Source organism: Rhizobacter sp. Root404 (genome assembly GCF_001425865.1).
Taxonomy (GTDB): Bacteria; Pseudomonadota; Gammaproteobacteria; order Burkholderiales; family Burkholderiaceae_C; genus LMDS01.
Window position 1 is genome coordinate 107,313 of sequence record NZ_LMDS01000001.1, and the last position, 26,500, is coordinate 133,812.

Annotated in this window: 26 protein-coding genes, 1 pseudogene and 1 riboswitch; of the genes and pseudogenes, 14 read left to right on the forward strand and 13 right to left on the reverse strand. The window is 70.5% G+C overall.

What is annotated here, in order from left to right:
* Nucleotides 1-7: 7 nt before the first annotated feature.
* The 3 genes from ASC76_RS26480 (at nucleotide 8) to ASC76_RS00540 (ending at nucleotide 4,437) form a co-directional block, all read left to right on the forward strand.
* A complete protein-coding gene (locus tag ASC76_RS26480) occupies nucleotides 8-3,043 on the forward strand; it encodes a PAS domain-containing protein (RefSeq protein WP_056460834.1) in 3,036 nt (1,011 codons plus the stop codon).
* Between the two features lie 115 nt (nucleotides 3,044-3,158).
* Nucleotides 3,159-3,449: a hypothetical protein gene (locus ASC76_RS00535; protein WP_056460837.1), complete on the forward strand. Its 291-nt coding sequence runs from the start codon at nucleotides 3,159-3,161 to the stop codon at nucleotides 3,447-3,449.
* Nucleotides 3,450-3,534: 85 nt separating this feature from the next.
* Complete coding sequence (locus tag ASC76_RS00540) at nucleotides 3,535-4,437, forward strand: crotonase/enoyl-CoA hydratase family protein (protein ID WP_056460840.1); 903 nt, start codon at nucleotides 3,535-3,537, stop codon at nucleotides 4,435-4,437.
* Between the two features lie 42 nt (nucleotides 4,438-4,479).
* Here ASC76_RS00540 and ASC76_RS00545 read toward each other — a convergent pair whose 3' ends face one another.
* The 3 genes from ASC76_RS00545 to glmS are packed head-to-tail and all read right to left on the reverse strand — an operon-like array spanning nucleotide 4,480 to nucleotide 6,934.
* Nucleotides 4,480-4,851, reverse strand: a complete 372-nt coding sequence (locus ASC76_RS00545; protein ID WP_056460843.1) for a glutathione S-transferase family protein — start codon at nucleotides 4,849-4,851, stop codon at nucleotides 4,480-4,482.
* Complete coding sequence (locus ASC76_RS25990) at nucleotides 4,851-5,045, reverse strand: glutathione S-transferase N-terminal domain-containing protein (RefSeq protein ID WP_056460846.1); 195 nt, start codon at nucleotides 5,043-5,045, stop codon at nucleotides 4,851-4,853. Before ASC76_RS25990 ends, ASC76_RS00545 begins: the two co-directional genes overlap by 1 nt.
* 2 nt (nucleotides 5,046-5,047) lie before the next feature.
* On the reverse strand, nucleotides 5,048-6,934 hold the full coding sequence (glmS, locus tag ASC76_RS00555; protein ID WP_056460850.1) for a glutamine--fructose-6-phosphate transaminase (isomerizing): 1,887 nt from the start codon (nucleotides 6,932-6,934) through the stop codon (nucleotides 5,048-5,050).
* Nucleotides 6,935-7,068: 134 nt separating this feature from the next.
* On the opposite strand from glmS, the gene ASC76_RS00560 reads away from it, so the two are divergent.
* Entirely contained in the window at nucleotides 7,069-7,557 is a 489-nt protein-coding gene (locus ASC76_RS00560; protein ID WP_056460853.1) for an Lrp/AsnC family transcriptional regulator, read from the forward strand.
* Between the two features lie 14 nt (nucleotides 7,558-7,571).
* Here the strand turns inward: ASC76_RS00560 and ASC76_RS00565 are convergent, their stop codons facing one another.
* The 5 genes from ASC76_RS00565 to ASC76_RS00585 form a co-directional block, all read right to left on the reverse strand.
* Complete coding sequence (locus tag ASC76_RS00565) at nucleotides 7,572-8,537, reverse strand: tyrosine recombinase XerC (RefSeq protein ID WP_056460856.1); 966 nt, start codon at nucleotides 8,535-8,537, stop codon at nucleotides 7,572-7,574.
* An 11-nt stretch (nucleotides 8,538-8,548) separates the two neighbouring features.
* Nucleotides 8,549-9,247, reverse strand: a complete 699-nt coding sequence (locus ASC76_RS00570; protein WP_056460859.1) for a DUF484 family protein — start codon at nucleotides 9,245-9,247, stop codon at nucleotides 8,549-8,551.
* A 25-nt stretch (nucleotides 9,248-9,272) separates the two neighbouring features.
* Nucleotides 9,273-10,139, reverse strand: coding sequence for a diaminopimelate epimerase (dapF, locus tag ASC76_RS00575; RefSeq protein ID WP_056460862.1), 867 nt, complete (start codon nucleotides 10,137-10,139; stop codon nucleotides 9,273-9,275).
* Nucleotides 10,140-10,231: 92 nt separating this feature from the next.
* A complete protein-coding gene (locus ASC76_RS00580; protein WP_056460865.1) occupies nucleotides 10,232-11,107 on the reverse strand; it encodes a lysophospholipid acyltransferase family protein in 876 nt (291 codons plus the stop codon).
* 32 nt (nucleotides 11,108-11,139) lie between these two features.
* Entirely contained in the window at nucleotides 11,140-12,003 is an 864-nt protein-coding gene (locus ASC76_RS00585) for a lysophospholipid acyltransferase family protein (protein ID WP_056460868.1), read from the reverse strand.
* A 174-nt stretch (nucleotides 12,004-12,177) separates the two neighbouring features.
* On the opposite strand from ASC76_RS00585, the gene metK reads away from it, so the two are divergent.
* From metK to ASC76_RS00600, 3 genes are read left to right on the forward strand one after another with little or no spacing between them, the layout of a single operon-like run.
* Nucleotides 12,178-13,359, forward strand: a complete 1,182-nt coding sequence (gene metK, locus ASC76_RS00590; RefSeq protein ID WP_056460871.1) for a methionine adenosyltransferase — start codon at nucleotides 12,178-12,180, stop codon at nucleotides 13,357-13,359.
* A gap of 17 nt (nucleotides 13,360-13,376) precedes the next feature.
* A complete protein-coding gene (locus ASC76_RS00595) occupies nucleotides 13,377-13,916 on the forward strand; it encodes a GNAT family N-acetyltransferase (RefSeq protein ID WP_056460874.1) in 540 nt (179 codons plus the stop codon).
* A 33-nt stretch (nucleotides 13,917-13,949) separates the two neighbouring features.
* Nucleotides 13,950-15,047, forward strand: a complete 1,098-nt coding sequence (locus ASC76_RS00600; protein ID WP_056460877.1) for a DNA glycosylase AlkZ-like family protein — start codon at nucleotides 13,950-13,952, stop codon at nucleotides 15,045-15,047.
* Nucleotides 15,048-15,056: 9 nt separating this feature from the next.
* Here ASC76_RS00600 and ASC76_RS00605 read toward each other — a convergent pair whose 3' ends face one another.
* Nucleotides 15,057-16,280, reverse strand: coding sequence for a YbfB/YjiJ family MFS transporter (locus ASC76_RS00605; protein WP_056460881.1), 1,224 nt, complete (start codon nucleotides 16,278-16,280; stop codon nucleotides 15,057-15,059).
* Between the two features lie 177 nt (nucleotides 16,281-16,457).
* On the opposite strand from ASC76_RS00605, the gene ASC76_RS00610 reads away from it, so the two are divergent.
* Nucleotides 16,458-17,315, forward strand: a complete 858-nt coding sequence (locus tag ASC76_RS00610; RefSeq protein ID WP_056460884.1) for a transglutaminase family protein — start codon at nucleotides 16,458-16,460, stop codon at nucleotides 17,313-17,315.
* Here the strand turns inward: ASC76_RS00610 and ASC76_RS00615 are convergent.
* The gene (locus tag ASC76_RS00615) at nucleotides 17,302-18,126 is read right to left on the reverse strand and encodes an HAD family hydrolase (RefSeq protein ID WP_056460887.1); all 825 of its coding nucleotides are present in this window, start codon (nucleotides 18,124-18,126) and stop codon (nucleotides 17,302-17,304) included. The two genes, ASC76_RS00610 and ASC76_RS00615, sit on opposite strands and share 14 nt — an antisense overlap.
* A gap of 60 nt (nucleotides 18,127-18,186) precedes the next feature.
* Nucleotides 18,187-18,274, forward strand: a riboswitch (S-adenosyl-L-homocysteine riboswitch).
* Between the two features lie 75 nt (nucleotides 18,275-18,349).
* On the opposite strand from ASC76_RS00615, the gene ahcY reads away from it, so the two are divergent.
* From ahcY to metF, 3 genes are read left to right on the forward strand one after another with little or no spacing between them, the layout of a single operon-like run.
* Nucleotides 18,350-19,789, forward strand: coding sequence for an adenosylhomocysteinase (ahcY, locus tag ASC76_RS00620; RefSeq protein ID WP_056460890.1), 1,440 nt, complete (start codon nucleotides 18,350-18,352; stop codon nucleotides 19,787-19,789).
* Nucleotides 19,790-19,792: 3 nt separating this feature from the next.
* Nucleotides 19,793-20,560: a TlyA family RNA methyltransferase gene (locus ASC76_RS00625; RefSeq protein ID WP_056460893.1), complete on the forward strand. Its 768-nt coding sequence runs from the start codon at nucleotides 19,793-19,795 to the stop codon at nucleotides 20,558-20,560.
* 11 nt (nucleotides 20,561-20,571) lie between these two features.
* Nucleotides 20,572-21,414: a methylenetetrahydrofolate reductase [NAD(P)H] gene (gene metF / locus ASC76_RS00630; RefSeq protein ID WP_056460896.1), complete on the forward strand. Its 843-nt coding sequence runs from the start codon at nucleotides 20,572-20,574 to the stop codon at nucleotides 21,412-21,414.
* Between the two features lie 31 nt (nucleotides 21,415-21,445).
* Here the strand turns inward: metF and ASC76_RS00635 are convergent, their stop codons facing one another.
* Entirely contained in the window at nucleotides 21,446-22,027 is a 582-nt protein-coding gene (locus ASC76_RS00635) for a 5-formyltetrahydrofolate cyclo-ligase (RefSeq protein WP_056460899.1), read from the reverse strand.
* 49 nt (nucleotides 22,028-22,076) lie between these two features.
* Between ASC76_RS00635 and ASC76_RS00640 the strand changes: the two genes are divergently transcribed.
* Nucleotides 22,077-22,502, forward strand: a complete 426-nt coding sequence (locus ASC76_RS00640) for a TfoX/Sxy family protein (RefSeq protein ID WP_056460902.1) — start codon at nucleotides 22,077-22,079, stop codon at nucleotides 22,500-22,502.
* A 53-nt stretch (nucleotides 22,503-22,555) separates the two neighbouring features.
* Here the strand turns inward: ASC76_RS00640 and ASC76_RS26485 are convergent.
* A pseudogene (locus ASC76_RS26485) lies at nucleotides 22,556-22,951 on the reverse strand (DUF2917 domain-containing protein); the annotation flags it as partial.
* On the opposite strand from ASC76_RS26485, the gene ASC76_RS00645 reads away from it, so the two are divergent.
* Nucleotides 22,833-23,789, forward strand: coding sequence for a LysR substrate-binding domain-containing protein (locus ASC76_RS00645; protein ID WP_056460905.1), 957 nt, complete (start codon nucleotides 22,833-22,835; stop codon nucleotides 23,787-23,789). The pseudogene ASC76_RS26485 and the gene ASC76_RS00645 overlap by 119 nt on opposite strands.
* Here the strand turns inward: ASC76_RS00645 and ASC76_RS24220 are convergent.
* The gene (locus ASC76_RS24220; RefSeq protein WP_082548606.1) at nucleotides 23,786-24,343 is read right to left on the reverse strand and encodes a 5-formyltetrahydrofolate cyclo-ligase; all 558 of its coding nucleotides are present in this window, start codon (nucleotides 24,341-24,343) and stop codon (nucleotides 23,786-23,788) included. The two genes, ASC76_RS00645 and ASC76_RS24220, sit on opposite strands and share 4 nt — an antisense overlap.
* Nucleotides 24,344-24,367: 24 nt before the next feature.
* Here ASC76_RS24220 and ASC76_RS00655 point away from each other — a divergent pair, with 24 nt between their 5' ends.
* A complete protein-coding gene (locus tag ASC76_RS00655; RefSeq protein WP_082548607.1) occupies nucleotides 24,368-26,410 on the forward strand; it encodes a lytic transglycosylase domain-containing protein in 2,043 nt (680 codons plus the stop codon).
* The last annotated feature ends 90 nt before the right edge of the window (nucleotides 26,411-26,500 follow it).

Sequence of the window (26,500 nt, forward strand, 5' to 3'; positions counted from 1 at the left end):
GGTCCTGATGGCGGGCGCTGCGGAAGGCGAGGGTCGTGCCGACCAGCGACTGAACGAGGAAGAGCTCCGCTTCGCGCTCGAATCCGGGCAGCTCGGCACCTGGAGCCTGGACAGGGCCAGCAGCGAACTGACGACGTCGCCCACCTGCCGGAAGAACTTCGGCCGCGACCCCGAACGCCCGTTCACGTATGACGAACTGCGTGCCGCGGTACATCCGCAGGACCGCGATCGCATGGTGGCAGCGGTCCGGGACAGCCTCGAGACCGGATGCGACTGCGACGTCGTCTACCGCGTCATCACGCCGGCCGGCGAAGTCCGCTGGCTCGGCATTCGCGCGCGCGTCTCACACCTCGCCAACGGCGGCGCCGTGCGCCTGGCGGGGGTGTCGCAGGACATCACCGCGCAACGCCAGGCCGATCGGATGCGCGTCGCCCTGGTCGCCCTGGGCGATGCGCTGCGCGATCTCGACGATGCGGCCGCGATTGCCCACACCGCCGGCCGCATCCTCGGCGAGACGCTGGACATCGACCGCGCCGGCTACGGCACCGTCGACCCGGTCGAGGAGACCATCACCATCGAGCGCGACTGGAACGCGCCCGGCGTCGAGAGCCTGGCCGGCACGCTGCACTTTCGCGACTACGGGCACTACGTCGAGGACCTGGTGCGCGGCGAGACGGTCGCGTTCGCCGATGCCGAAGTCGATCCGCGCACCCGTGCCAACGCCGCGGCGCTGGAGGCGATCAACGCCCGCGCGGTCGTCAACATGCCCGTCACCGAGCGCGGGCGGACCGTCGCGCTGTTCTATCTCAATCACGGTGCGGCGCGCGTCTGGACGCCGGCGGAACTGGCGTTCCTGCGCGAGGTCGCCGAGCGCACCCGCGCGTCCAGCGAGCGCCGCCGGGCCGAGGTCGCGGTGCGCGCGAGTGCACGCCGCCTCGCGTTTCTTGACGCGCTCGGTCGCGACAGCGCGGAGGCCACCGATGCGGACGCGATCCTCGCGCTCACTACGCGCCGGCTCGGCGAGTACCTCGGCGTGTCGATCGCGGCATATGCCGACATGGAGGACGACCAGGACGCGTTCACGATCCGCGGCGACTGGGCCGCCCCGGGCTCGGCCAGCATCGTAGGCCGCTATCGCCTGGCGGCGTTCGGGGCGCGCGCGGTCCGCGAGCTCGGCGCCGGCGAGCCGCTGATCATCCACGACAACCTGGTGGAACTGCCGCCCGAGGAGGCCGCGACCTTCCAGGCGATCGGCATCACCGCGACGATCTGCATGCCGCTCGTCAAGGAAGGCCGGCTCGCGGCGCTGATGGCGATCCACGACAAGGCGCCGCGTGTCTGGAGCGCCGAGGAGCTGGCCCTGCTGCGCGAGGTCACGGAGCGCTCTTGGGCGCACGTCGAGCGGGTCGGCGCGGTCTCGGAACTGCGCGCGAGCGAGGCGCGCCTGCGGGTGCTGAACGCCGAACTCGAACAGCGCGTCATCGAACGCTCGCGCTCGCGCGGTCGCACCTGGCAGGTCAGCCCCGAACTGCTGGGCGTGGCTGGCCTGGACGGCCACCTGGAGGAGGTCAACCCGGCCTGGCGGACCGTGCTCGACTGGCCGGCGGACGAGCTGCTCGGACGCGACGTCGCGCAGTTCGTCCATCCCGACGACGCGGCCGCAACGGGTGCGGTCTACGACCAGCTGCGCGACCCGGTTCCTCCCGCGGTGCTGCGTGTGGACAACCGCTGTCGCTGCCGCGATGGAAGCTACCGCTGGTTGTCCTGGCTGATCGTGCCGGACGATGGGCTGCTCTACCTGAGTGCGCGGGATGTCACCGAGCAGAAGGAGGCGGCGCAGGCGCTGGCCCAGGCGCAGGCGAGCCTGCGCCAGTCGCAGAAGATGGAGGCGGTCGGCCAGTTGACCGGTGGGCTGGCGCACGACTTCAACAACCTGCTTGCCGGCATCAGCGGCAGCCTGGAGATGATGAACACGCGCATCAGCCAGGGTAGGCTCGACGCCGTCGAGCGCTATTTCATGGCCGCGCGCGGCGCGGTCAAGCGCGCGGCGGCGTTGACCCACCGCTTGCTGGCGTTCTCGCGTCGCCAGACGCTCGATCCGAAGCCGACCGACGTGAACCGGCTCGTCACCGGCATGGAAGAGTTGGTGCGGCGCACGGTCGGACCATCGATCGAGCTCGAGGTCGTCGGTGCGGCGGCCGTCTGGCCGACGCTGGTCGACCAGAACCAGCTCGAGAACGCGTTGCTGAACCTGTGCATCAACGCGCGCGACGCGATGCCGCACGGCGGCCGCCTGACGATCGAGACGGCGAACCGGTGGCTGGACGAACGTGCCGCGCAATCGCACGATCTGGCGCCGGGGCAGTATGTCTCGCTGAGCGTCACCGACACCGGCACCGGGATGGCGCCGGACGTGATCGCCAAGGCCTTCGATCCGTTCTTCACCACCAAGCCGCTCGGCGAGGGCACCGGGCTCGGCCTGTCGATGGTGTACGGCTTCGCGCGCCAGTCGGGCGGGCAGGTGCGCGTGTACTCGGAACTCGGCAGCGGCACGACGATGTGCGTCTACCTGCCGCGCGGCGCGACCGACGCGCAGGCGGCCGCCGTCGAGGCGCCCGCGCCGAATCCCGAGACGACCGGCAAGGGCGAGACGGTGTTGGTGGTCGACGACGAGCCGACGATCCGCATGCTCGTCGGCGAGGTGCTCGCCGATGGCGGCTACACCGCGATCGAGGCGTCCGACGGGCCGGCTGCGCTCAGGATCCTGCAGTCCAGCGTGCGCATCGATCTGCTGATCACCGACGTGGGCCTGCCCGGCGGCCTGAACGGCCGCCAGGTCGCGGACGCCGCACGCGAGGCGCGGCCCGGCCTGCACGTGATCTTCATCACCGGCTATGCGGAGAACGCCGCGCTCGGCGGCGGCTACCTGGAACGCGGCATGTCGCTGATCACCAAGCCGTTCGAGATCGACACGCTGGCGCGCAAGATCCGCGAAGCGTTCGACGCGGCGCGGGCCTCGCGACCGGGCGAGGCCTCCAGGTAGGCGCGCGCCTACGTGCCGCGGGTGCGCCTTCCGACGCGGGCGCGACGAAGCGCCCGATCCCCGTCGCCCACGCGTGCGGTCAATGTAGGGCCATCACCCCACCGAGGAGACCCTCATGAACCACCTTCTCTCGCGCACCGGAAGCGCCTCATTGCGCGCGCTGTCCGCAGGCCTCGCGCTCGCGCTCGCACCCGTCATCGTCGTCCACGCGCAGCAGCCGATGGCCGCGGCCTCGGCCGCATCGGCGGCATCGGCCGGCAACGCCGCGTCGTCGGCCGCCGCAAGCAACAAGGCCGCGAAGCCGCCGGTCGACGCGGCCGCCTCGCGCGCCGGCGTGGCGACCAAGAAGCCGGCCAAGCCCGGCGCGCAGTCCGGACCGATGCCGGCATCGGCCCCGCAGCGCTGACGCCGCGACCGGCGCCGCGGGGCGCTGACCGCGTGCGTGCGCCCGAGCGCATAGAGTGAGGCCTTCACAGGTACGGAGGCCCGGGATGCCCAGCTTTTCCACGCTGACGATCGAGCAGGACGCACGCAGCCCGCGCATCGCGCGGCTCCTGCTCAACCGCCCCGAGCGACTCAACGCCATCAACGAGGAGATGCCGCGCGAGATCCGCGCCGCCGTCGAGTGGGCCAACGCGCAGGCCGAGGTCCACGTCATCGTCGTCGAGGGCGCCGGCAAGGGGTTCTGCGGCGGCTACGACCTGGGCCTGTACGCGGAGCAGGATCGCGACCACCCCTGCCAGCAGGAGCGCTACCCCTGGGATCCGATGGTGGACTATGCGCAGATGAAGCGGTTCACCGAGGACTTCATGAGCCTGTGGCGCAGCGCCAAGCCGACGATCGCCAAGGTGCACGGCGCCGCAGCCGCGGGCGGCAGCGACATCGCGTTGTGCTGCGACCTGCTCGTGATGGCCGACGACGCGCGCATCGGCTACATGCCCACGCGCGTGTGGGGCTGTCCAACCACGGCGATGTGGACTTTCCGCCTCGGCCCGGTCCGTGCGAAGCAGATGATGTTCACCGGTGACCTGATCGATGGCCGGCAGGCGGCCGAATGGGGGCTGGCGAACTTCTCGGTACCCGGTGCGGAACTGGACGCGCGCACGTTGGAACTGGCCGAGCGCATCGCCGGCGTGCCCAGCAGCCACCTGGCCATGCACAAGATGGTCGTCAACCAGGTGATGCTGACGATGGGCCTCGAGCAGGCCCAGACGATGGCCACCGTGTTCGACGGCATCACCCGCCACAACCCGGAGGGCCTGTGGTTCCGCCGCTTCGCGCAAGAAGCCGGCTTCAAGGCGGCCGTGGCCTGGCGCGACAGCGGGCGCCCGATCCCGGAAGGCGACGAGGCGCGCGCGCTGATCGAGGAGATGGAGCGGAAGAAGCAGCGCTGAGAACGATCCCGCGGCCGGCCCGGCGCCCGCTTCCCGTGTCGGTCAGCTGGCGTTCGCGGGGTCGAAGAAGTGCGGCGCCAGGCCGGCGCGACCGGGGTAGTACTTGAACCACGGTCGCGCCCGGTCGATCACGAGCGCGACCGCCGGGTGGGCGATCAGTCGCTCGAAGTAGGCCGCCAGATGCGTCTGCTGCGGTGCCAGCGGCACATACGTCACGGCATAGAAGAGCGCGGGCGCCGCGGCGCAGTCGGCCATGCTGAATGCATCGCCGGCCACCCAGGTCCGGCCGTCGAGGTGACGATCGATGAACGCGTAGGCGGAAGCCAGGCGGTCGCGCGCCTGTGCGACGCCGACGGCATCGCGCTCGCCGGGCACACGCAGCAGGTCGGCCGTGAGCGCCTGCATCGGGGTCATCACGTACTGATCGAAAAGCCGATCCCACAGGCGCACCTCGAGCGCCGCGTCTTCATCGTGCGGCAGCAGCGCTCGGCGGGGTCGCCCAGGTACAGGAGCCGCTCATCGACCTCGATGCCGAGCACCTCGAGGGCGATCAGCACCTTCTGGCAGTAGGAGGAGAGGGGGTGGTAGTGCAGTGTGAGCGCGGTCATCGTCACTCGACCGTCACGCTTTTCGCCAGATTCCGCGGCTTGTCCACATCCGTCCCCCGCGCGCAGGCCGTGTGATACGCCAGCAGCTGCAGCGGCACCACATGGAGGATCGGTGACAGCGCGCCGTAGTGCTCCGGCATGCGGATCACGTGCAGCCCTTCGCCGCTCTCGATGCGCGTGTCGGCGTCGGCGAATACGAACAGCTCGCCGCCGCGCGCGCGCACTTCCTGCAGGTTGCTCTTGAGCTTCTCGAGCAGCGCGTCGTTCGGCGCGACGGTGACGACCGGCATCTCGGCCGTCACGAGCGCGAGCGGGCCGTGCTTGAGCTCGCCGGCGGGGTAGGCCTCGGCGTGGATGTAGCTGATCTCCTTGAGCTTCAGCGCGCCTTCGAGGGCGATCGGGTAGTGCAGCCCGCGGCCGAGGAACAGGGCGTTCTCCTTGCGCGCGAATTCCTCGCTCCACGCGATCACCTGCGGCTCGAGCGCGAGCACGCCCTGCACCGCCACGGGCAGGTGGCGCAGGGCCGTGAGGTGCGCGGCCTCCTGTTCGTCGCTGAGCAACCCGCGCGCCTGCGCGAGCGCGAGCGTCAGCAGGAACAGGCCGACGAGCTGGGTGCTGAACGCCTTGGTCGACGCGACGCCGATCTCGACGCCGGCGCGGGTGATGTAGGCGAACCGGCACTCGCGCACCATCGCGCTGGTCGCCACGTTGCAGACGGTCAGCGTGTGCGCCATGCCGAGCGCGCGCGCGTGCTTGAGCGCGGCGAGCGTATCGGCGGTCTCGCCGCTCTGCGTGATCGTGACGACGAGGGTGCGCGGGTTCGGGACGCTGTCGCGGTAGCGGTACTCGCTCGCGACCTCGACGCTGGTCGGGATCTTCGCGATGCTCTCGAGCCAGTACTTGGCGACCGAGCCGGCGTAGTAGCTGGTGCCGCACGCGAGGATCAGCACCGAATCGATCTCCTGGCTGAACACGCGGTGCGCGCCGTCGCCGAACAGCTCGGGCGAGATGCCGGGGACGGCGTCGAGCGTGTCGGCGATCGCCTTGGGCTGCTCGAAGATCTCCTTCTGCATGTAGTGGCGGTACGGGCCGAGTTCGGCGGCGCCGCTGTGCGCGACGACCGTGCGCACCTCGCGTTGCACCGGCCGGTAGCGCCCGTCCGCGTCGCGCTGGCTGATCCAGTGCTTGCCGAGTTGCAGGTCGACGACGTCGCCTTCCTCCAGGTAGACGATCTGGTCGGTCACGCCGGCCAGCGCCATCGCGTCGGACGCCAGGAACACCTCGCCATCGCCGACCCCGAGCACCAGCGGCGATCCCTCGCGCGCACCGACGACGCGGTGCGGCTCGTCGCGGCAGAACACCGCGATCGCGAATGCGCCGCGCAGCCGCACGGTGGTGCGCTGGACGGCGTCGAACAGGTCGCCGTCGTACAGGTGGTCGACCAGGTGGGCGATGACCTCGGTGTCGGTCTGGCTGCTGAAGAGGTAGCCGCGCGCGATCAGCTCGGCGCGCAGCTCGTCGTGGTTCTCGATGATGCCGTTGTGGACGAGCGCGATGCGACCGGCCTGCGCGCTGCGGCCGCTGACGGCCACGGCCGCTTCGGACACGCCCGGGCCGCGGCTGAAGTGCGGGTGCGCGTTGTGCACGACCGGCGCACCGTGCGTGGCCCAGCGCGTGTGCGCGATGCCGGTGCCGGCCTGAACGTGGTCGCGCGCGACTTCGGCGTCGAGTTCCGCGACGCGCGCGGTGCTGCGGGCGCGGCGCAACTCGCCGTCCTGGTGGACGGCGACGCCGCATGAGTCGTAACCGCGGTACTCGAGCCGCTTCAGGCCTTCGAGCAGGATCGGGACGATGTTGCGCGTGCTGACCGCGCCGACGATACCGCACATGACGGGCTCCTTGGGATGGAATGGCGTGATGCTAGGCACCGTGGTGTGGCGCATGCATTCATAATGGAGGTCAATATGGGTGAAAGTTGCATGACTCGCTGAGTCAGAAATAATCGTTCAGGAACGTCAAATAAATGATTAAAGCAATCAACCTCGACGACACCGATCTGCGCCTGCTCGATTTGCTGCAGCGCGACGCGTCGCTTTCCAACCAGGCCCTCTCGGTCGCCGCGCACACGTCCGCGGCCACCTGCCTGCGCCGCGTCAAGCGACTCGTCGACACTGGCGTGATCGAGCGGCGCGTCGCGCTGCTCGCCCCGCAACGCCTCGGCCCAGCGCTGACCGCCATCGTCGAAGTCGGGCTCGATCGCCAGGGTGCCGAGCACCTGGAGGCGTTCGAGGCGCGCGCCGTTGCCGAGCCAGCGGTGCAGCAGTGCTACCGCGTCTCCTCCGGGCCCGATCTGGTGCTGGTGCTGCAGGTGCCCGACATGCCGGGCTACCACGCGCTCGTGCAGCGCCTGTTCACCCAGGACGCGAACGTGCGCAACGTCAAGACGTTCTTCAGCGTTCACCGCGCCAAGTTCGACCCCGCCGTGCCGCTGCCGGCCGCGCGGCGCGTCTGACGCGCCCGGCCCGCTCAGCCTTTGCGCCGGGCGCGCGGATGGGCGGCGTCGTACACCTTCGAGAGGTGGCCGAAGTCGAGCTGGGTGTAGACCTGCGTGGTCGTGATGTTGGCGTGGCCCAGGAGCTCCTGCACCGCGCGCAGGTCGCCGCTGGACTGCAGCACATGGGTCGCGAACGAGTGCCGCAGCATGTGCGGGTGCACGTGGGTCGGCAGGCCGGCACGCAGCGCGCGCAGCTTCAGGCGCGCGCGCACCTGGCCCGCGCTGATGCGTGCGCCGCGGGCGCCGACCAGCAGGGCCGGTTCGTCGGCCCGCGCCAGTCGGTCGCGGGCGCCGAGCCAGTCCCGCAGCGCGCGCAATGCCGCGGCGCCGACCGGCACGCTGCGCCGCTTGCTGCCCTTGCCGAGGACGTGCGCGGTCGCGTCGGACGCATCGATCCAGCCCGCGCCGCCGGGTCGCACGTCCAGCCCGACCAGCTCGCCGACCCGCAGCCCGCAGCCGTACAGCAGCTCGACGATGCACTGGTCGCGCGCCGCGACGGCCGGCGTGTCGGCCTCGGCGCCGTCGGCCGGGGTCGGCGCATCGGCGAGCGCCATCGCCAGGTCGACCGACAGGGCCTTCGGCAGCGGCTTCGCGGCCTTCGGGGCACGCACCCCCTCGACCGGGTTGACGGCGACCAGCCCGTCGCGCCCGAGCCAGCGGTACAGGCCGCGCCAGGCCGACAGCACGAGCGCGATGCTGCGCGGCCCCAGACCCTCGCGGTGCAGCGTGGCGGCCCAGCGCCGCACGTGATGGACTTGCGCATCGCGCAGCGCGACGCCCTGGTCGGCCGCGAAGGCCTGCAGCTTCGCGAACGCGTCGCGGTAGATCACGAGCGTGCGGCCTGCCAGGCGGCGCTCGACCTCGAGGTGCACCAGATGGCGCGCGATGTCGCCTTCCGCCGCCGGCGCCGCGACCGGGGGTTGCGCGGCGTCGGTCATCGCGCGCTCGCTCAGCCGTTCGCCGGCAGCAGCCGCGAGATGGCGGCGCCGGCGATGTCGCCGATGCGCACGAGGAACTCGGTGCCCATGTCGGCGGTGTAGCGGGTCGGGTCCGGCGAGGCCAGCACCAGCATGCCGAAGGTGGCTGCGGTGGTCGCGTCGGACGAATCGGCGCGCAGCGGGATCAGCGCCATCGACTTCGCGTCGCCCGGCACCTCGAGCCACTGCGCAGCCTCGAAGCCCGAGTTCACGCCGCAGTACGGCAGGCTCAGGCTGCCGGCGAACAGCTTGATGTCGTCGCCGACCGGTTGCGCGAAGTCCTGCGTCGCGTACGCCGCGGCGGCCCCCCAGACGCGGATGCCGGCCTGGGGGATCATGAACTGGTGCATCAGCTCGCGCACCAGCACGGTCGGCAGTTCGGCCGGTTGCGCGGTCAGCATCAGCGCGCGGGTCCAGCGGTGCAGCCGGTCGGCGATGCCGACGTTGTCCTGGCCGTAGCGGATCATCTCGATGATCTTGCCTTCGAGCCCGCGGATCTTGTCGCGCAGCATCTCCATCTGCCGCTCCTGCAGCGAGACGGCGCGCTGCCCGTGCGGGCTGGTCAGCTGGATGCTGCTGAGCAACTCGGCGTGGCGCTCGAAGAAGCCCGGCGTGTTCGCGAGGTAGTTCGCGATGTCGTTCTCGGTGATGCCCTGCACGCCGCCGCTCATGGGGCGCTGCTCGTCAGTCGGTTGCTCATAGGTCGATCTCTCCATCAAAGACTGTTTCGGCCGGGCCGGTCATCAGCACATGCGCGCCGAGGTCGCCGGCGCCGCCCTGCCATTCGATCGTCAGCCGCCCGCCGCGCGCCTCCACATCGACGCGCGCGTCGAGCAGACCGAGCCGGATGCCCGCCACCACCGCGGCGCAGGCGCCGGTGCCGCAGGCCAGCGTTTCGCCGGCGCCGCGCTCGTAGACGCGCAGGCGCACCTGCGTGCGATCGACGATCTGCATGAAGCCGGCGTTGACGCCGCGCGGGAAGCGCGGGTGCGTCTCGACGACCGGGCCGATGCTGCCGACCGGCGCGGTGTCGATGTCGGCGACGAGCTGTACCGCGTGCGGGTTGCCCATCGAGAGCACCGCCACGTCAACGTTCTGGTCGCCGACGTCGACGGGCCACATGTCGAAGCCGGCGGTCGCGCGCGGCGTGAGCCCGCTCGCATCGAACGGCACGCGCGACAGGTCGAAGACCGGCGCGTTCATGTCGACGGTGACGCGACCGTCGTCCTGCAGGCGCAGTTCGAGCAGGTTGTTCATCGTCTGCACGCGCAGCGTGCGCTTGGCGCTCAGGCCGTGGTCGACCACGTAGCGCACGAAGCAGCGCGCGCCGTTGCCGCAGTGCTCGACTTCGTCGCCGCTGCCGCCGTTGAAGATGCGGTAGCCGAAGTCCACGCCCGGCACATCGCTCTTCTCGACCATCAGGATCTGGTCCGCACCGACGCCGAAGCGCCGGTCGCCCAATTTCTGGATCTGCGCCGGGCCGAGTTCCACCGGCGTGCGGGTGCCATCGAGCACGACGAAGTCGTTGCCGGCGCCCTGCATCTTGGTGAACTTCAGCTTCATGCGCCGATTATGGCTTCGGCGGTCGGCTGCGCCGCCTTCACATCGCGTTGCGACATGAGCCTGCGCCGCGTGCACGGCGGGCACTGCGGCCTTCAGTACAGCGTGTCCTCGCCCTGCGGTCGGGTCTTGAAACGCTTGTGCACCCACAGGTATTGCGCCGGGAGCTTGCGGATCTCGCGTTCGATCCACAGGTTCATCCGTTCGGTGTCGGCGAGCGGGTCGTCGGTCGGGAAATCGGTCCACGGCGGCAGGAACCGCACGCGGTAGCCGGCGCCGCCGGGCAGCGTCTCGGCGACGACCGGCTGCACGATCATGTTCAGGGCCCGCGCCAGGCGCGACGGGGCGAGCAGCGTCGCCGCCGGAATGCCGAAGAACGGCACGAACGCGGCATCGCGCTCGCCGAAGTCCATGTCCGGCAGGTTGAAGAACGCGTCGCCGCGGCGGATCGCGCGGAACAGCGCCTTGCCGGCCTCGTCGCGCGGGAAGATCTCCGCGTTGCCCAGGCGCAGGCGGCCGCGGCGGATCGCGGCGTCCATCACCGGGTCGCTCTGCGCCTGGTAGATCGAGATGCCCTTGCGGTTCTGGAACAGCAGCACCGAAACGCCGGCCACGTCCAGCGCCATGAAGTGCGGCGCGAGCCACATGACAGGCCGTTCGCTGCGCTCGGCGAGCTTCACGTCGCCCTCGATGTGGATCAGCCGTTTCAGGCGCGCCGGCGACGCGTACCAGAGCAGCCCGCGCTCGAGGATGCTGCGCCCGAGCCACTCGAAGTGCTCGCGTGCCAGCGCTTCGTGCTCGTCGTGCGTCTGCTCCGGGAAGCACAGCGCGATGTTGCGCAACGCGATGCGGCGCCGTGCCTTGGCGAGCGGGTAGAGCAGTCGGCCCAGGCCGCGGCCGAGCGCGGCCTGCACGCCCAGCGGCAAGCAATGCAACAGCCACAACAAGGCCAGCAGGATTCGCGCGCCCAACTCTCACCCTTCGTTCTTGTTCGTGGCCCCGCTCAGGCGGCGGGGTCTTGCGAGCGTGGCTGCTTGTACCGGTTGTAGCCCCAGAGGTATTGCTGCGGGCACTGCCGGATCAGCGCTTCCATCGCGCGGTTGATGACCGCGGCGGATTCTGCCTGACCGGGATCGTCGGTCGGCAAGGGCTCGTCCAACCGGCTGACACGCACCGCGTAGCCCGCGCCGTGCGCGAGACGCTCGCCCCAGATGAGCAACGGCGTCGCGCCGGTCTGCTGGATCAGGCGCGCAGCCAGCGTCATCGTGTAGGCCGGCTTGCCGAAGAACGGCACCCACACGCCCATGCCGTCGGGCGGCACCTGGTCGGGCAGCAGGCCGACGGCTTCGCCACGGCGCAGCGCGCGCATCATCTGGCGCACGCCGCCCAGCGTGGCCGGTGCGGTGGCCAGTCCCGGGCGCGCGCGCGACTGGTCCATCACCTCCCGCAGCGCCGGCTGGCGGGCCGGCCGGTAGAGCACGGTGATGGGCCCGTGTTGCGCCGCGAACTCCTGCGCGATGGCCTGCGCGGTGACCTCGAAGCTGCCCATGTGCGGCGTCAGGAACACGATGCCGCGTTTCGCCTGCGCCGCCTCCTCGATCAGCGCGCGGCCCGCCCATTCCAGGCGCGGGCCGATGCCGGCGCCCGGCGGCCGCAGCCAGAGATAAGGCGCCTCCGCGACCATGCGGCCGGCCGCGGCGATCGCCGGACGCGCCAGCACCGGATCGATGCCGGCCTGGCGCACGTTCTCGTTGAAGCGCCGCCGGTACGACGGCGACGACCAATACGTGATCCAACCCAGAAAGGCGCCGATCACGTGCAGAAACCACAGGGGACGCCGGGCAAGCCAGCGGAACAAGCTGAGCATCTTCTTATAATCGGGCCATCGCCGAGTTAATTTGAACTACTTGCGGGCGATGCGCAGGCCTCCCGGGCCGGCGCCGGGTGGCACCGAGGCGCCGCTCAACAAATGCCGCTAAAGCGTTCGCCGCTCCTCCAGAGGTCAGGCAACGCAAGCCTTGCAACCTACCGGAGTTTAAGAGTGTCGAACGATTTCCTTTTCACGTCAGAGTCCGTTTCCGAAGGCCACCCCGACAAGGTCGCCGACCAGATCTCGGACGCCATCCTCGATGCGATCTTCGCGCAGGACCCGCGCTCGCGCGTCGCCGCCGAGACGCTGACCAACACCGGCCTCGTGGTGCTGGCCGGTGAGATCACCACCAACGCGCACGTCGACTACATCCAGGTCGCGCGCGACACCATCAAGCGCATCGGCTACGACAACACCGAGTACGGCATCGACTACAAGGGCTGCGCGGTGATGGTCTGCTACGACAAGCAGAGCAACGACATCGCCCAGGGCGTCGACCACGCCAGCGACGACCACCTGAACATCGGCGCCGGCGACCAGGGCCTGATGTTCGGCTACGCCTGCGACGAGACGCCCGAGCTGATGCCTGCGCCGATCTATTACGCGCACCGTCTGGTCGAGCGTCAGGCGCAGCTGCGCAAGGATGGCCGCCTGCCGTTCCTGCGGCCCGACGCGAAGAGCCAGGTCACGATGCGTTATGTCGACGGCAAGCCGCACTCGATCGACACGGTCGTGCTCTCCACCCAGCACCACCCCGACCAGAGCGAGACCTCGACCAAGATGAAGGCCTCGTTCACCGAGGCGATCATCGAGGAGATCATCCGCCCGGTGCTGCCGAAGGAATGGCTGAAGGACACCAAGTTCCTGATCAACCCGACCGGTCGCTTCGTCATCGGCGGCCCGCAGGGTGACTGCGGCCTGACCGGCCGCAAGATCATCGTCGACACCTACGGCGGCGCCTGCCCGCACGGCGGCGGCGCGTTCTCGGGCAAGGACCCGAGCAAGGTCGACCGCTCGGCGGCGTACGCGGCGCGCTATGTCGCGAAGAACATCGTCGCGGCCGGCCTGGCGCGCCAGTGCCAGATCCAGGTCGCCTACGCGATCGGCGTGGCCCGTCCGATGAACGTCACGGTCTACACCGAGGGCACCGGCGTGATCTCCGACGACAAGCTGTCGGCGCTGGTCCAGGAGCACTTCGACCTGCGCCCGAAGGGCATCATCCAGATGCTCGACCTGCTGCGCCCGATCTACGAAAAGACCGCGGCCTACGGCCACTTCGGCCGCGAGGAGCCGGAGTTCTCGTGGGAGCGCACGGACAAGGCGGCCACGCTGCGCGCTGCGGCAGGGCTGTAAGCGCAAGGCATCCGTCGATGGTCGAGATCCGTCAGGTCGAGACCTTCGACGAGGCCGCATTCGCGGCGCTGACCGAGCCGGTCTTCGGCAACGAGGCGCGCGAGCGGTACATGCGCGCGCTCGTCGGCGCGGAAGTCGACGACCGCAACAAGGCGCTGCGTGCAACGCTGCCGAAACCCGAACGGATCCGCATCGCCGCGCTCGACGGCGACCGGTTGGTCGGCTGCAGCAGCGGCTGGTTCGAGTTCGGCGGCGGCAACTTCTACATCGGCCTGTCGGCCGTCGACCCCGCGTACCGCCAGCAGCGCATCTACACGCGCATGCTCGGCCTGATGGAGCAGACCGTGCGCGAACGCGGCGGCCTGCTGATCACGTCGCAGCACGTGGCCACCAACACCCCGGTGCTGATCGCCAAGCTCAAGGCGGGCTATGTGATTGCCGGCACCGAGTACCTCGATCAGATGGGGCTGCTGGTCCGCCTGGTGCTGCACCTCACGCCCGAACGCAGGGCGCTGTTCGAGTCGCGCACGGCCACGCTGAGACCGCCGGCACCCTGACGGGACCGCGTGCGACCGGGCATCATCACGCCCATGACGGCCGTGACCCTCGACCACCTGCGCCACTACGCGATCGCCCGCACGCTGTTCAGGCCGACCACGCTGGGGCGCGCGATCACCCGGCTCGGTTTCGTGCAGGCGGACCCGATCCGTGCGCCGGCGCGCGCGCAGGACCTGACGCTGCGCCACCGCGTCGTCGACTACCGCGCCGGCGATCTCGAGCGCCGCTATGCGCGGCTCGGCATCGAGGAGGACTTCTTCGTCAACTACGGCTTCCTGCCGCGCGCGCACCACGCGCTGATGCACCCGCGTGCGCCGCGCCGCGCCTGGACGCCGGCGCGCGCGACGCAGGCGCAGGCGGTGCTCGAGTTCGTGCGTGCGCACGGCGCAGTGCACCCGCGCGAGGTCGACGCGCATTTCGCGCACGGCAAGACCACCAACTGGTTCGGCGGCTCGTCGAACGCCAGCACGCAGCTGCTCGACGAGATGCACTACCGCGGCCTGCTGCGCGTCGCGCGGCGCGACGGCGGGACGCGCGTCTACGCCGTGCGCCACGGCGACGCGACCGAACCCGACAAGGACACCGCTGCCGCGCGCATGGACGCGCTGGTCGACCTGGTCGTGGCGAAGTACGCGCCGCTGCCGTTCGCGACGCTCGGGCAGTTGATCAGCCACCTCGGCATCGGCGCGCCGCAGTGGCGTGCCGAGCGCGCCGGCACCCTGGCCCGCGCGAAGCAGCGGCTCGCGCGCCAGCGCATCGACGGCGTCGACTGGTACTGGCCGGCGGACGAGAAACCAAGTGCCTCCCGTTGGCGTGCGGATGAACGGGTCCGGCTGCTGACGCCGTTCGATCCGGTCGTCTGGGACCGCCGGCGCTTCGAGCACTTCTGGGGCTGGGCCTACCGCTTCGAGGCCTACACGCCGGCGCCGAAACGTCAGCTCGGCTACTACGCGCTGCCGCTGCTGTGGCACGACCGGGTGATCGGCTGGGCCAACGCCGGTGTGAGCGGCGGGGCGCTGAACGTGACGTTCGGCTACGTCGCGGGCCGGGCCCCGCGCGACGCGGCATTCCGGCGGGAACTGGCCGACGAAGTGGACCGGCTGCGCGGCTTTCTCGGGCTCGGGGGCTGAACCGGCCCGTCAGGCCGCCGCCGCGACCAGCGGCTTCTGCCCCCAAGCGATCAGCGCGCCGAGCAGCAGCACCGCCGCCGAGCACGCCAACCCGCCGCGCAGCCCCCCGGTGCCGTCGGCGACCCAGCCGACCAGCGTCGGCCCGACGATCTGCCCGGCTGCGAACACGATCGTGAACGCCGCGATCCCCGCCGGCCACGCGGTGGCCGGCAGGTTGTGCCGCACCAGCGCGGTCGTCGAGGCGACGACCGACAGGAACACGCCACCGAACAGCACGCCGGACGCGAACACCGCCACCGGGTGCGCACTCAGCACCGGCAGCACGGTCGCCACCGCGAGCAGCGCGTTCAGCAGCCGCAGCGCGCCGCCGCCGCGCTGGCGCTGCAGCAGCCCGGCCCAGACGAACGACGAGCCGAGCACCGCCACGCCGAGCAGCGCGTAGAACACGGTGATCGCGACCGCGCTCAGTTGCTGCTCGCGCAGCAGCGTCACGACGAAGGTCATGTAGCCGATGTAGCCGAGGCCGAAGCAGAAGTAGGCTGCCAGGCCGCAGGCGAACTGCGTCCAGCGGAACGGCGCCGCGGCGTCGCCACGCGCTGCCGCGCTGGCCGCGAGGCCGCGCGTCACCGCGCCGGTGATGGCCGTGGCAGCGAGGGCTGCCGCCCCGAGCGCGACCCACGCCCATTGCCACGCGTGCGCACCGGCCAGCGCGCTCAGCGGCGGCACCAGCAGCGCCGAGATCACGATGCCGACGCCGGTGCCGCCGTAGTAGATGCCGAGCACGAGGCCGGCGCTCGGCGCGCGGCCGGCGTGGCCGGAAGGCGCCCGGTTGCTCAGTTGCGCGGCGAGCAGGCCGCCGGAGACGAAGGTCGCCGCGCTGGCGATCCCGGTCAGGCCGCGCAGCAGGTACAGCGCGGCATCGGCCGTCACGGCGCCGTGGGCGGCGAGCAGCAGCGCCGAGCCGAAGCCGCCGGCCAGCAGCGAACGCCGCGCGCCGAAGCGGCGCAGCCAGCCCGGTGCCAGCAGCGCGCCCACCAGGTAGCCGGCGGCGTTGACCGTGTTCATCGCGCCGGCCACGGTGTAGCTCCAGCCCAGGTCGGCCCGCATCGGCGGCAGCAGCAGCGCGTAGGAGAAGCGCGCCAGGCCGAGCGACACGGCGGCAGCGAGCGCCAGCGCGGCGGCGACGACGAGCGTCGGGTGATCGGGTGCGGCGCTCGCGGTGTCGGTCGGCATCGGGTCGGGGCGGTGCAGGGCGGTGGTCGGGGCAGGAAGTCTTGCACAGGCGGCGCACCGTTGTCGTGCGCGCGCGGGATGCGTGCTTGTCCTACCGCGCCTCGGGCGCCGCGGCGCTGGCGAGCGACGGGTCGGCACGATTCAATGGCGGTCCGGTTCTTCCACGATCACCACGCCATGTCCGACATCCTCGCCCCCGACGCACCCATCGCCGCCGCCCCCGCGCCCGACCGCACCGCCGCACCGGCCGCGCGCACCTTCGACGTCGACTGCACGCTGGCCTACCAGGTCAACGGGCCGACCGATTTCCTGTTCCAGATCCACGCGCTCGACGGCTTGGACCAGCGCGTGCTGGACGAGTCGCTCGTCATCACGCCGCCGCTGCCGCACCACGTGTATTGCGACCCGACCGTCGGCCACCGCTTTCTGCGGCTGCACGCCGACGCGGGGCCGGTCGAGCTGCGCTACCGGGCGAGCGTCGAGCGCCGCCCGATCGCGGTCGACCCGCAGGCGCGCGAGATGCCGATCGCCGAGCTGCCGGACGATCTGCTGCACAACCTCAACCCGACGCGCTATTGCGAGTCCGACCTGCTCGGCCGCGCGGCGCAGATGCAGTTCGGCGACCTGCCGCCCGGCCATGTCCGGGTGCAGGCGATCGTCGACTGGATCTACGACAACGTCGCGTACCAGATCGGCTCGACCCAGGCGACGACGACCTCGCGCGACGTGTTCGTGCAGCGCGCCGGCGTGTGCCGCGATTTCGCGCACCTGGGCGTCACCTTCTGTCGCGCGCTGAACATCCCGGCACGGCTGGTGGTCGGCTACGCCCGCTTCGAGGAGCCGCCGCCCGACTTCCACGCGGTGTTCGAGGCCTACCTCGGCGGCCGCTGGGTGATGTTCGACGCGACGCGCATGTCGCCGGTCGACGAGCTCGTGCGCATCGCGATCGGTCGCGACGCCAAGGACGTGGCCTTCGCGACGATCTTCGGCCCGGCGACCATGACCTCGATGAACCCGTTGATCACCGCGCGCTGATCAGCCGCCGCGCCACTTCGGCGAAACCGGCGCCGCGCGCGCCGTCGGTCAGATAGGCCGGCCAGGTGGTCAACTGCGCCGCGAACTCCATCAGGTTGGCGACGCCGACGCTGAGCGGGAAGTGGCCGAACATCAGTTGGTCGTTGGTCGAGTCGCCGACGTAGACCCAGTCAGCGCGCTCGGCCTCGATGTCGCGCCCCAGCAGGCGCTGCACGATCCAGCGTGCGCCGCTCAGCTTGGTGTGCGCGCCGAACCAGCCGTTGATGTGGATCGAGCTCACGGTCGCGTTCATGCCGGCGGCGCGCATCAGCGCGACCACCGCGTCGATCTGCGCCGCCGACAGGTGCGCGAACTCGCCGTGGTCGATCGCGATGTCGGTGACGCGGCCCGGGCTGTCGTGCGCGAGCGTGGCGCCCGGCACCTCGCGCAGCACTTGCGCGGCGACTGCCTTCAGGCGCGCCGCGTTGTCCCGGCGCGTGGCGACGTCCTGCGCGTACTCGATCGCGAGGGTGCCCGGCTCGCGGAACAGCGCGACCGCGCCGTTCTCGGCCACGATCGCGTCGATCGGCCAGGCGCGTGCGAACGGCTCGCTCCAGCCCATCGGCCGGCCGGTGATCGCGATGACCGGCAGGCCGGCGGCTTGCAGCGCGCCGAGCGCGTCGAGCGCCTCTGGCGTGATCGCGCCGGCGGTGGTCAGCGTGTCGTCGATGTCGGTCAGCACGCCGCGCACGCGGCGGGCGTCGGCGGCGGGGAGTTCGGCCCACGGGCGGGTGGCAGTAGGGGCGGAGATTGCACGGGAAGTCACGCTCATGCCCGCGAGTCTTGCACAGGGCTTTTGCGCCGGCGCCGACCGTCGCCTACAATCCGTGCACTTTCCGAGGAGCGTTGCAAGGCCCGCCGCCGTGTTCGAGCGTGCGTCCCCAGGCTCGGAATTTGAATTGCAACCGCGCTCACCCGCACGATTCGACCTCGTGGGTGAGTTCCAACTTTCCCTTCGTGTCCGCGTGCGGGTTCCTCAATCTTCGGAGCCCGATATGAACGCCGTTCTCAAGTCTTCCCCCAGCGCCACTGCCGATTTCGCGATCGCCGACGCCAGCCTCGCCGCCTGGGGCCGCAAGGAAATCAAGATCGCCGAAACCGAGATGCCCGGCCTGATGGCCATCCGCGACGAATTCGCGAAGGCGCAGCCGCTGAAGGGCGCGCGCATCACCGGCAGCATCCACATGACGATCCAGACCGCGGTGCTGGTCGAGACGCTGCAGGCGCTCGGCGCCAGCGTGCGCTGGGCCTCGTGCAACATCTTCTCGACCCAGGACCACGCCGCCGCCGCGCTGGTGGCCGAGGGCACGCCGGTGTTCGCGCACAAGGGCGAGACCCTGGCCGAGTACTGGGACTTCACCCACCGCATCTTCGAGTTCGGCGCCAAGGGCAGCGAGGGCGAAGGCCCGAACATGATCCTGGACGACGGCGGCGACGCGACGCTGCTGATGATCCTGGGCAAGAAGGCCGAGAAGGACGCGTCGGTCATCGCCAACCCGACCAGCGAGGAAGAGACCTGCCTGTACGCCGCGATCAAGGCCAAGCTCGCGACCGACCCGACCTGGTACACCCGCAAGGCCGCGCAGATCATCGGCGTGACCGAAGAGACGACGACCGGCGTGCACCGCCTGAAGGAAATGAGCGCGAAGGGCACGCTGCCGTTCCGCGCGATCAACGTCAACGACAGCGTCACCAAGAGCAAGTTCGACAACCTGTACGGCTGCCGCGAGTCGCTGGTCGACGGCATCAAGCGCGCCACCGATGTGATGATCGCCGGCAAGGTCGCGGTCGTCGCCGGTTATGGCGACGTGGGCAAGGGCTCGGCGCAAGCCTTGCGCGCGTTGTCGGCGCAAGTCTGGGTCACCGAGATCGACCCGATCAACGCGCTGCAGGCCGCGATGGAAGGCTACAAGGTCGTGACGATGGAGTACGCCGCCGACAAGGCCGACATCTTCGTCACCACGACCGGCAACAAGGGCATCATCCGCCACGAGCACATGGTCGCGATGAAGGATCAGGCGATCGTCTGCAACATCGGCCACTTCGACAACGAGATCGACATCGCGTCGCTCGAGAAGTACACCTGGGACGAGATCAAGCCGCAGGTCGACCACATCACCTTCCCGGACGGCAAGAAGATCATCATGCTGGCCAAGGGCCGCCTCGTGAACCTGGGCTGCGGCACGGGCCACCCGAGCTTCGTGATGAGCTCGAGCTTCGCGAACCAGACGATCGCGCAGATCGAGCTGTACTCGCACCCGGACAGCTACGACATCGGCAAGGTCTACGTGCTGCCGAAGCACCTGGACGAGAAGGTCGCGCGCCTGCACCTGAAGAAGGTCGGCGCGATGCTGACCGAGCTGACCGACGAGCAGGCCGCGTACATCGGCGTGCCGAAGCAGGGCCCGTACAAGCCGGACACCTATCGGTACTGATCGGTGCGCGCTGACCAACTGCTGGTGCAGCGCAGCCTCGCACCCACCCGATCGGCCGCGCAGCGGCTGATCGATGCGGGTGCCGTGCGCTGGCTCGGCCCGAAGGGCTGGGCGCTGCCGCGCAAGGCCGGCGAGGAGCTGCCCGACGGCTGCCAGATCGAGGTCACCGACGACGCGGAGCTGCGATTCGTGTCGCGCGGCGGGCTCAAGCTCGACGCGGCGCTGGCGCATTGCGGCGTCGACGTGGCGGGCGCGAACTGCCTCGATGTGGGCCAGAGCAGCGGTGGATTCACCGATGCGCTGCTGCAGCGCGGCGCCGCGCGCGTCGTCGGGCTCGACGTGGGGCGCGGCCAACTGGCGGCGTCGCTCACGGGCGATGCGCGCGTCACCACGCACGAGGGTCTGAACGCGCGCGACGTGGCGGGCTCGGCATTCGCGCAGGAGGAACCGACGCACTCGTTCGGCATCGTCGTGGCGGACCTGTCTTTCATCACGCTGACCCACGTGCTGCCGACCATCGCAACGTGGCTCGCGCCCGCCGGCCATGCCGTGCTGCTGGTCAAGCCGCAGTTCGAACTGCAGCCGGAGGACATCGGCAAGGGCGGGCTCGTGAAGCACGCCTCGGCCTACCCGCGTGTCGAGAAGCGCATCCGCGACGCGTGCGAGGCGCTCGGCCTGACCGTGCGCGATTACTTTGCCAGCCCCGTCACCGGCGGCGACGGCAATCGAGAATTCTTTGTCTGGGCCTGCCCTGGGGCAGCGTCCGCTTGAGGAGAGGCGCCATGACGGCAGCCCGAGAAGTCCCCATCAGTTTCGAGTTCTTCCCGCCCAACACGCCGATCGGTGACGAAAAGCTGAAGGGCGTGGTGCAGGAGCTGGGCGCGCTCGCGCCCGAGTTCTTCAGCGTCACCTACGGTGCCGGCGGCTCGACGCGCGAGAAGACGCTCGCGACCGTGACGGCCATCGCCGCCGCGGGCTTCGAGGCCGCGCCGCACCTGTCGTGCGTGGGCTCGACACGCGCCGGGCTGACCGAGATTCTCGCGACCTACCGCGCGCAGAACATCCGCCGCATCGTGGCACTGCGTGGCGACATGCCCAGCGGCACGCACCTGGGGGGCGACTTTCGCCACGCCGCCGACCTGGTGGCGTTCATCCGCGAAACCCAGGGGCCGGACTGGCACATCGAGGTCGCGGCCTATCCCGAGTACCACCCCGAGCAGCGCTACGCGGCGCGCGACCTGGCGCACTACGTGACCAAGGTCAAGGCAGGCGCGAACTCGGCGATCACGCAGTTCTTCTTCAACGCGGACGCGTACTTCCACTTCGTCGACGCGACCACGAAGCTCGGCGCCACGGCGCCGGTCGTGCCGGGCATCATGCCGTTCCACAACTTCGCGAAGATCGCGCAGTTCGCGGCGCGCGACGGCATCGAGATCCCGCGCTGGATCGCGCTGAAAATGGAAGGCTACATGGACGACACCGCATCGATCCGCGCGTTCGGCATCGACGTGGTCACCGAGCTGTGCGAGCGCTTGATCGCGGGTGGCGCGCCGGGGTTGCACTTCTACACGATGAACCAGGCGCCGGTGACGGTGGAGATCTGCCGGCGGTTGTCGGCGCGTTGACGCGGCGCCTTCGCCGTTCAAGCCCCGGCGCTTACGGCCGCTGCCACATCACCCCATCCTCGGTCAGCATCGCGTCCAGTTGCGTATCGAGCGGCCCCGGCCGCAGCAACGGAAGGAAGCCCTGCGCGAAGCCGACGCCGACAATCAGCGGCCGCGGCTCGAGCGATGCCAGCGTGCGGTCGAAGAACCCGCCGCCGTAGCCCAGCCGCACGCCGCCCGGCCCGAACCCCAGGCACGGCACGACCAGGATCTGCGGCGCGAACTCGTCGGTGTCCTTCGGTTTCGGGATGTCGTAGGCGTCGTGTTCCATCGGGCAGCCCGGGTACCAGACGTGGAAGCGCAGTTGCCCGGTCTCGCGGTTCGCGACCGGCAGCCCGATGCGCCGCGGGGCGCCTTCCGGGCCGCCCTCGGCCCAGCGGTAGAGCGCCGGCAGCGGGTCGAATTCGCCCTTGATCGGCCAGTAGGCGCCGATCGTGTTCTCACGCCGGCCGACCAGGAAGACGCGCAGCGCGCTCTGCAACTGAACGGCCCGCTCGAGCCGGTCGGTCAATGCCAATCGCGCGGCGATCAGCTTCTGGCGCAAGGCGGCGCGGTCGGGCGCGGGGTGCTGCATGCAAGTTCGTCCGGTTGAGTCGTGCGCCGCCATTGTGCAAGACTGGCGCATGGCCGCCGTACCGAACGAATTCGTCGCGCATTGCTGCGAACTGCTGGCGCCGCTGGGCGCGGTGCGCACCCGCCGGATGTTCGGCGGGCACGGCTTCTATGTCGACGACGTGTTCATCGCGCTCATCTCGGCGGAGCGCCTGTACCTGAAGGCGGACGAGGTCACGCGGTCGACCTTCGAAGCGGCCGGCTGCACGCCCTTCACGTTCGAGAAGGCGCGTGGGGGCAGCGTCGAATCGGTGGCGACGAGCTACTTCAGCGCGCCGGAGGACGCGATGGAATCCCCGCCGTTGATGCAGCCCTGGGCCCGTCTCGCGCTGGCCGCGGCGCTGCGCGCCAGGGCCACGAAGCCGCGTGCCACCAGCCCGGTCAGGAAGGCCAGACCGCGCAAGGGCTCCTCGGCCAAGGCACCGACCAAGCTCTGACGGCGCGGGTACCAGCGCACCGACACGACCTCGCCGGTGCGCGCGGATTCGATCACCGCGTTCTCGTCGACGCCGAGTCGCACCCGCTGGCCGGGCTCGACCAGGTGGTCGCCGAGGTCGCCGTCACGCGTCAGCCAGACGCGCCCTTCGACCACGGCCAGCTCGCCGCCCAGGCGTCCGAGGTGCATGGCCTCTCCGGAAGCGAGGCGTCGAAGGGTCCGGTTCGATTGCGCATTCATCATCAATCTCCTGTGTTCGGTATGGCTATGATCGTCCTCTGGCATCGAACAATCCAATGAAACCTGCGGCGTCGATTGATGCGGATTTGATATGAGCGGCTCGACCCGTCGACCCTTGTCGCTGGGCAACCTGCGGGCGTTCGAGGCGGTCGCGCGCCGGCTCAGCTTCAGCGACGCCGCCGAGGAACTGTTCGTCACCCAGTCCGCCATCAGCCGCCAGATCAAGGGGCTGGAGGAGGAACTGGGCGCGGCTTTGTTCGTGCGCGGCACCCGCCATGTCGAGATGACGCAAAGCGGCCAGATGCTGATGCGCGCGGTGGAGGCGGGCCTGCCGAAGATCGACGCCAGCGTGCGCCAGATCCGCGCCGCGCGCAGCCGCAAGCGCGTCAGCGTGACGACCTTTGCGTCGTTCGGCTCGCTGTGGCTGCTGCCGCGGATCGAGGCGTTCCAGCGCGAGCACCCCGACATCGACATCCGCGTCTCGGCGGCCGACGCGATCGCCGACCTCGACGACCCCGAGCTCGATCTGGCGCTGCGCTACTGCAGCCCGGCCCAGGCGCCGGCCGGCGCGGTGCGAATGTTCGGCGAGGTGCTGACGCCGGTCGTCAGCCGGTCGCTGGCCGAGCAGATCCGGCTCGGCGCGGCGCCGCCGCTGTCGAAACCCGCCGACCTGACCCAGCACACGCTGGCCGAGGAGGACGACACCAAGACCAGCACGGAATACCTCAGCTGGCGCCGCTGGCTCACGCTGCAGGGTCACCCGGGGCTGCAGCCCAAGCGCTGGCTGTACCTGAACTTCACCTACCAGCAGGTCCAGGCGGCGCTGGCCGGGCACGGCGTGGCCCTGGCGCGGGTCGCGCTGGTGTTCGAGGCGTTGCAGCGCGGCGAACTGGTCGAGCCGTTCGGGCCGGCGGGGCGCATGGACAGCCCCTATCTCTATTGGCTGGTGGTCGCGCCGGCGAGCCGCGCGCGGCCCGAGGTGGCGCAGTTCTGCGACTGGGTGCTCGCGCAGGCAGCCGACACGCGCAAGGCGGTCGGCGAAGCCTAGACCACGCCGCGTTCGGTGACGATGAGCGTCAGTGGCAGGTCGTGCGCCTGCGGCTGCAGGCTCGCCTCGTCGATCTCGGCCGCCGACCAGGCGACGCCGACGGCCGTGACGCCCGGGTGCGCAGCCAGCCAGCGGTCGAAGTAGCCGCCGCCGTAGCCGAGCCGGTAGCCCGAGACCGTGAAACCGACGCAGGGCACCAGCACCACGTCGGGCACGACCGGCGCGCCGTCGCTGGTCGGAATGCGGCGTTCGTCGACGCTCGTCGGCGGCCGCCCGTCCCAGCCGCGGTAATGCATCTGCACCGGGTCGCGCTGCGCGAACGGCAGCGCCAACCGCAACTTTGCGAGTGTGGAGCCGCCAGCAACGGCCGCCACTGCGTTAAATTCGGCGCGATGTGGCCAGTAAAGCCCCAACATGTCCGGCTCGAGTGCCGATAACACGGTCACCAGATGGCGCGCGAGCGCCGCATCGGCCCCCGGCTCGGGCGAGCCGCCTTCGAATTGTTCGCGCTGTTGGAGCAGTTGCTGGCGCAGGGCCTGCCGCCCTATTGGCATGGCTGAACTCAAGATGATCCCGTGATGACGCCGAACCGACTTTCCAAATCAGTATATGGGCCCACCCGCTGGCGCGGGGCGCTCCTGGGCGCGCTCGCGCTGGTGACGCTGCTGGCCGCCGTGCCGGTCGTGCGCGCCCAGTCCGGCGACCCGACGCTGCTCGACGCCCGCGAAGCCTTCCGCAAGAAGGACCGCGCGCGCCTGGCCGCGCTGCGCAGCGTCGCGGTCGCGAACCGGCTGCCGCTGGCGATGTGGGTCGACTACTGGGAGCTGACCAACCGCATCGGCGAGGTCCAGCAGGCCGAGGTCAACGAGTTCAGCGCGCGCTGGCCGGGCACCTACGTGGAAGACCGGTTCCGCAACGACTGGCTGCTGGAGCTCGGCAAGCGGCGCGATTGGGCCAACTTCGCGGTCGAGTACCCACGCTTCCGCATGAATGACGACCGCGAGGTCAGCTGCTATGCGCTGCTGCTCGACCAGCGCGACGGCAAGGATGTCCGCGACGCTGCGCTCGCCGCCTGGCTGGCCCAACGCGACGCCGACGACGGTTGTGGCCTGCTCGCCGCCACGCTGACCGACGCGAAGCAGTTCACCGCCGCCGATGCGTGGCGCAAGGCGCGCTTCGCGATTGATGTCGGACGTCCCCGCGCGGCGCGGCAGGCGGTGGCGCTGATCGGCATCGCGCCGGCGAGCGCCGTCGCTGAACTGGCCGACAACCCGGCGCGCTACCTGGCGAAACATGCGTCCGCGTCGAGCCGCACCGGCGCCGAGTTGACGACGCTGGCGCTGATGCGCATGGCGTCGAGCGATGCCGACGCCGCGGCCACCCAGCTGAACGACCGCTGGGACCGCGCGCTCCCGGCCGACCTGGCGGCCTGGGCCTGGGCGTCGGTGGGCAAGCAGGCCGCGATGAAACTGCAGCCGGAAGCCGCCGACTATTACCAACGCGCGGCGCAGCGCGCCGCGAAGGCCGGCCGAGAGCTCGACTGGCCCGACGACACGCTCGCCTGGAAGGTGCGTGCCGCGCTGCGCGCCGACAACGGCAAGGCGCGCTGGCAGCAGGTCAGCCAGGCCGTCAACGCGATGACGCCGAGCGAACAGCGCGAGCCGGCATGGGTGTACTGGAAGGCGCGCGCGCTCAATGCGATCGCGCTCGACTCGCAAGAAGGCGACTCGATGCGCAGCCTCGCGCGCGAGCAGCTCGGCAGCATCGCGGCGCAGCTGAACTTCTATGCCGCACTCGCGGCCGAGAACCTCGGCCAGCCGGTCTGGCTGCCGGCGCGGCCGCAGCCGCTGACGCCTGCCGAGCGCGAGGCCGCGGCGCGTCAACCCGGCCTGGTGCGGGCGCTGCAGCTGATCGACGCGGGCCTGCGCAGCGAAGGCGTGCGCGAGTGGAACTACTCGATCCGCGGCATGAGCGACCGGGAGCTGCTCGCCGCCGCGCAGCTCGCCTGCGACCGCGAGGTCTGGGACCGTTGCATCAACACCAGCGAGCGCACCAAGTCCGAGATCGACATGGAGCAGCGCTTCCCGATGCCGTTCCGCAAGGAGGTGATCGCGAAGGCGGGCGAGATCGGCCTCGACCCGGCGTATGTCTACGGGCTGATCCGCCAGGAGTCGCGCTTCATCATGGATGCGCGCTCGACGGTCGGCGCCTCGGGCCTGATGCAGCTGATGCCCGCGACCGCGCGCTGGACCGCGAAGAAGATCGGCCTGACCTACACCCACGACCTGATCACCGACCGCGACACCAACCTGCGCCTGGGCACCAACTACCTGAAGCTCGTGCTCGACGACATGGGCGGCTCGCAGGCGCTGGCCGCCGCGGCCTACAACGCCGGCCCCGGCCGGCCGCGCCGGTGGCGCGACGGGCCACCGCTCGAGCCGGCGATCTGGGCCGAGAACGTGCCGTTCGCCGAGACGCGGGACTATGTCAAGAAGGTCCTCAGCAACGCCACCTACTACGCCGCGCAGCTCGGCGCGCAGGCGCCGTCGCTGAAGCAGCGGCTCGGCCGCCCGATCGCGCCGGCCGCGGCCGGCAACCCGCTCGACAAGGAATTGCCCTGAGCCGCGGTTGACGGCGACCGCGCACGCATCAATCCGATGCGAAAGCCTCAACCCGCGCGGCGGTCGCGTTGGCTAGCATGCAGGCCTTCA

Coding starts and splice junctions, on each gene's coding strand:
- ASC76_RS00600 (WP_056460877.1), top strand. CDS start 13,950: ATGACGGCCGTGACCCTCGACCACCTGCGCCACTACGCGATCGCCCGC.
- ASC76_RS26480 (WP_056460834.1), top strand. CDS start 8: ATGGCGGGCGCTGCGGAAGGCGAGGGTCGTGCCGACCAGCGACTGAAC.
- ASC76_RS00560 (WP_056460853.1), top strand. CDS start 7,069: ATGATTAAAGCAATCAACCTCGACGACACCGATCTGCGCCTGCTCGAT.
- ASC76_RS00610 (WP_056460884.1), top strand. CDS start 16,458: ATGTCCGACATCCTCGCCCCCGACGCACCCATCGCCGCCGCCCCCGCG.
- ASC76_RS00645 (WP_056460905.1), top strand. CDS start 22,833: ATGAGCGGCTCGACCCGTCGACCCTTGTCGCTGGGCAACCTGCGGGCG.
- ASC76_RS00565 (WP_056460856.1), bottom strand. CDS start 8,537: ATGACCGACGCCGCGCAACCCCCGGTCGCGGCGCCGGCGGCGGAAGGC.
- ASC76_RS00635 (WP_056460899.1), bottom strand. CDS start 22,027: ATGCAGCACCCCGCGCCCGACCGCGCCGCCTTGCGCCAGAAGCTGATC.
- glmS (WP_056460850.1), bottom strand. CDS start 6,934: ATGTGCGGTATCGTCGGCGCGGTCAGCACGCGCAACATCGTCCCGATC.
- dapF (WP_056460862.1), bottom strand. CDS start 10,139: ATGAAGCTGAAGTTCACCAAGATGCAGGGCGCCGGCAACGACTTCGTC.
- ASC76_RS00570 (WP_056460859.1), bottom strand. CDS start 9,247: ATGAGCGGCGGCGTGCAGGGCATCACCGAGAACGACATCGCGAACTAC.
- ASC76_RS00595 (WP_056460874.1), top strand. CDS start 13,377: ATGGTCGAGATCCGTCAGGTCGAGACCTTCGACGAGGCCGCATTCGCG.
- ASC76_RS00655 (WP_082548607.1), top strand. CDS start 24,368: ATGACGCCGAACCGACTTTCCAAATCAGTATATGGGCCCACCCGCTGG.
- ASC76_RS00585 (WP_056460868.1), bottom strand. CDS start 12,003: ATGCTCAGCTTGTTCCGCTGGCTTGCCCGGCGTCCCCTGTGGTTTCTG.
- ASC76_RS00535 (WP_056460837.1), top strand. CDS start 3,159: ATGAACCACCTTCTCTCGCGCACCGGAAGCGCCTCATTGCGCGCGCTG.
- ASC76_RS00640 (WP_056460902.1), top strand. CDS start 22,077: ATGGCCGCCGTACCGAACGAATTCGTCGCGCATTGCTGCGAACTGCTG.
- ASC76_RS00615 (WP_056460887.1), bottom strand. CDS start 18,126: ATGAGCGTGACTTCCCGTGCAATCTCCGCCCCTACTGCCACCCGCCCG.
- metF (WP_056460896.1), top strand. CDS start 20,572: ATGACGGCAGCCCGAGAAGTCCCCATCAGTTTCGAGTTCTTCCCGCCC.
- ASC76_RS24220 (WP_082548606.1), bottom strand. CDS start 24,343: ATGCCAATAGGGCGGCAGGCCCTGCGCCAGCAACTGCTCCAACAGCGC.
- ASC76_RS00605 (WP_056460881.1), bottom strand. CDS start 16,280: ATGCCGACCGACACCGCGAGCGCCGCACCCGATCACCCGACGCTCGTC.
- ASC76_RS00545 (WP_056460843.1), bottom strand. CDS start 4,851: ATGACCCCGATGCAGGCGCTCACGGCCGACCTGCTGCGTGTGCCCGGC.
- ASC76_RS00540 (WP_056460840.1), top strand. CDS start 3,535: ATGCCCAGCTTTTCCACGCTGACGATCGAGCAGGACGCACGCAGCCCG.
- ahcY (WP_056460890.1), top strand. CDS start 18,350: ATGAACGCCGTTCTCAAGTCTTCCCCCAGCGCCACTGCCGATTTCGCG.
- ASC76_RS25990 (WP_056460846.1), bottom strand. CDS start 5,045: ATGACCGCGCTCACACTGCACTACCACCCCCTCTCCTCCTACTGCCAG.